The sequence below is a fragment of the Mesotoga infera genome, assembly GCA_011045915.1.
GTDB classification, from domain to species: Bacteria; Thermotogota; Thermotogae; order Petrotogales; family Kosmotogaceae; genus Mesotoga; species Mesotoga infera_D.
In genome coordinates this window covers 1-3,320 of the sequence record DSBT01000002.1, presented here as the reverse complement: position 1 = coordinate 3,320, position 3,320 = coordinate 1, and the positions used below count along the sequence as shown (strand labels likewise).

The following is a 3,320-nucleotide window of genomic DNA, read 5'->3' as shown; positions in this document are numbered from 1 at the left end:
CGAGTTCAACAATTCTATTGTCCATTCGAAACATACACTCCCCCTCTTTGATTAACTATTATACAGCTATCGATACTCGATTCAAAAGCCATCGACCGCTATGATGACGCCTTGGCAAGAAATCGCGCCAAACATCTTCAGAGATCAACCCAACTCTATCTGAAGTCTTATTTCGATGCTTCCAGTTAAGTCTGAACTGATCACTTGATTCAATTGAAACGAAGGCATCTTACGAGGTACCAGACGCGAGTTCAGCAAAAAAGCCCCCGCACGTCGCGGGGGCCCTCTGGGGGTTAACTGTGGCTTATAGTACTAGAAGCTAAGAAGAGAATCTCTTCTTCCCCAGACCGAAGAACCTTACTCTATCGTTATTCCGTTACCAGGCTCGAAGACCCATTAAAACGAGACGTCTAGTCGTGCTGTGTCCTCCATCAGTGTTTTGCGGAGAGCTAACGAATAAATTGTAGATATTCCTTAGCTGGTCAAGAGGATCAAATCTGTTACCTGTTAACGAACCAAATATGTAGAACTGACCTTTTTTTATATTCTGAAGCGTTGCAACATCTGGAAAGAGAAATGATCCTCCGTCACCTGTATCGTAATCCTTTAGTGCGTAATAATCTCCGGCCAAGGCCCTGATTCCGTGAGTCGAAGTCCCTTGATCAAGATAGTTAATGATATCTCCACCAAGTGCTTTGAACACAACATAATCCGCATCAGGTCTATCAGCAAATTCCGTAAGCAACGTCTTAACACTAGTCCAAGTCTCGATTGGATTTGTTAGTGTACCTCCTTGATTGCCTGTGGCGGAAGCAATCTCAGTGCTGAAGTCCCCGTAGAGCAGATTCGTCTCAAGCAAAATATCTCCGTACGCAGTGATATCGTATCTTCCATTCACGTAGTTCTTCTGCTGGGCATTACCAACTACAGCAACATTTCCATGAAACAGCAGATTGATTGGCACCTCATCTCCTGAGATCGTAATCTCGTATTTTGACTTATCGTACTCATATGAAACGACTACTTCGTTATCTGTCGTATTACCGGGGAACGAAACAGAGAAATCCTCTGTGAACGATCCATTAGGACTGCCGAAGACAAGCAGATGATCTTCATCTTCTACCGTAACTGAGAACTTCTTAACTTCTGGTGCAGTGTATGTGGCTTCTATCGTCAATGTCTGTAACCACTGCTCAAAGGCAGAGTAAAGTCCTTTGAAATAATCTTCCTTATTAGCAGTATCAGTTGCTGTGTAAGATGAAAACTCAATGTCTTCATCAGTTGGAGAGGCGTGAACTGACTCCGCCGTCAGGCCAAACGGGAAAATCTTAGTGAGTGTTTCGTCATTTCCATGAATGAAAACCTGGCTGAAAATCGTGGCTGCTCCGTTGATAAGGTCTCCAAATTCGTTCGCCAGTTCATCAGAATCAGTCCCGACAGTAGTAACCTCGTAGAACACTCTGGAAAGCTCCCCCAAAGTCAAGGCAGCCAATCCAGCCAAAGACTCTGTCATTGCGAGGCCATAAGAGTATCTTGTTACTCCAGCCTTCTCCACCCAAGATACGATCGAGTATTTATTTCCAGTGCGATTTATCACTGCTCCCTTGTTTTCAAATTCTGAAAACGCATCATCGTCAAGAATGGCTTTGAAATCAGAATCATTGTTTATCAGCCACCAACTGTCATCATCTAGCTCTTCTATTGCTTTCGCCCAGAGAGCACCTTCATACCCTCCCCTAGTTGAGATAAATGAATGGAACTTGTCGTAATCTGCCCACGCCGAGACGAATAGACCAGTTGTACTCCACTTATCCGCGAGAACCATTGTTGCACTCTCAACGATGTTATTTGAAGCGATCCTTAGATCTGAGAGTAATGAGTAACTGTTCAGCTTACTTGAAGTTCTCTGTAACATCACTCCTGCAGTCAAAATCATTGTTGTGGCAAAAGCCATAAGAATGAGTGCAACAGGGAGTATCAGACCCCTACTTCTTGAAAGGGTCGAATCTGTATACATAGAATTCCTCCTCTCGGGCAATTCTCCTGTCTAACAACCTAACAGTAAAAACCGTTCCGTTAATCGTATCAGTCGCATCTATCAGTTCAGCTTCTACGTCTTCAAATCCTGGATACTCCGAAAGTTTCGTAATGACTCCTTCAATGTTCTCCTGTACAAGGCTATTCCTAATAAGTCCCTCAACAAGGATTTTGGCCGAGTGAAGATTCGTAACCACTTCAAGTCTTGAAGAAAGGCTTCTATACTGGATAATCAGCGCCACTCCAGATGTAATCAGTAGCGCGATTATTGCAAGCACTATTACAATCTCCGAAATCGTAAACCCCTTCGTTCTAATAGAACCTCACTGCCCCTTTCACTTCTCTTGAATAATTATCGATAACAAATGTTCCAACATAATAGATAAACTGACCACTTGGATCAAATCGGAAATCCTGCAAATGTTGAGCAATAGTAGTAGTTGTAGTCTGCGTCTCATTTACATAATAGACAAAAAGGACTTTCCCATCTTCATAAGTTATTGTTGCATCAACGAAGTCGGGAATAATAGCGAATCGGGATTGCAAGGACAGGGTTTTCGATGCATCACCCGTAACACTCAAGCCTGTCCAATTCCTCGATATAATAGTCTGTAGACCACCATTCAGTTTCATCACTTCTTCATCAATTGCGAGTTGCGTTTGAACTTGCCCACTTATCCTGAAAGTGGAAGCCAACACAACGTATAAAATCCCCATAATGATCGTTGTGAGAAGCAAAGTAACCATTATCTCAACCATAGTGAGACCCTTATGCATTCTTGTTTTCGTTCGCCTTGACATCAAGAGACTCAAATAGTTGATTCCTCCCTTTTCGGCAGAACCAGATTTCTCTTAGAGCAAGCATGATAGCGTATGATATTCAATAGAAAGTCAACGGATCTTTGAAGTATCGCTTGTCTACAGAATCAATAACAAAGGTCTAAACTCATCGACCTGAAACAATTTTATCACATTATCTTGAACAATAGCTCTCGACACTTACACCCATGCCAGATCGACCACGTTCTTGAGCAAAACCAGACACTCGGATTTAAAAGGTAAAGAAGCTTTACTCATGTGAGGTTGATGCAAGAACATGCCACTACTCCTTTAAAGGGAGCTCCTTTTCTTGAAGGTCGGCATCCTTTGTCGAGCTCTATCGGGAGGGATTTGCTCTCAACTCATTTTCCCTGATGAACTTTGTGGATGACTCGCGATGAAATTGATTTCTCGACAGGGAGAGAATGAAGGTTAGTTGGCTCATCGAATTACAAACGACTTTT

The 3,320-nt window shown here is 42.7% G+C and carries 3 protein-coding genes; all 3 read right to left on the bottom strand.

Annotation, left to right across the window (positions count from 1 at the left end; all coding sequences use genetic code 11):
* Window positions 1-376 precede the first annotated feature (376 nt).
* The 3 genes from ENN47_00050 to ENN47_00040 are packed head-to-tail and all read right to left on the bottom strand — an operon-like array spanning window position 377 to window position 2,850.
* Window positions 377-2,017, bottom strand: a complete 1,641-nt coding sequence (locus tag ENN47_00050; protein ID HDP76581.1) for a hypothetical protein — start codon at window positions 2,015-2,017, stop codon at window positions 377-379.
* Window positions 1,986-2,354 (bottom strand): type II secretion system protein, encoded by a 369-nt coding sequence (locus tag ENN47_00045; protein ID HDP76580.1) that lies wholly within the window; start codon window positions 2,352-2,354, stop codon window positions 1,986-1,988. Before ENN47_00045 ends, ENN47_00050 begins: the two co-directional genes overlap by 32 nt.
* On the bottom strand, window positions 2,350-2,850 hold the full coding sequence (locus ENN47_00040; GenBank protein HDP76579.1) for a prepilin-type N-terminal cleavage/methylation domain-containing protein: 501 nt from the start codon (window positions 2,848-2,850) through the stop codon (window positions 2,350-2,352). The genes ENN47_00045 and ENN47_00040 overlap by 5 nt, the downstream gene beginning before the upstream one ends.
* Between the last annotated feature and the right edge of the window lie 470 nt (window positions 2,851-3,320).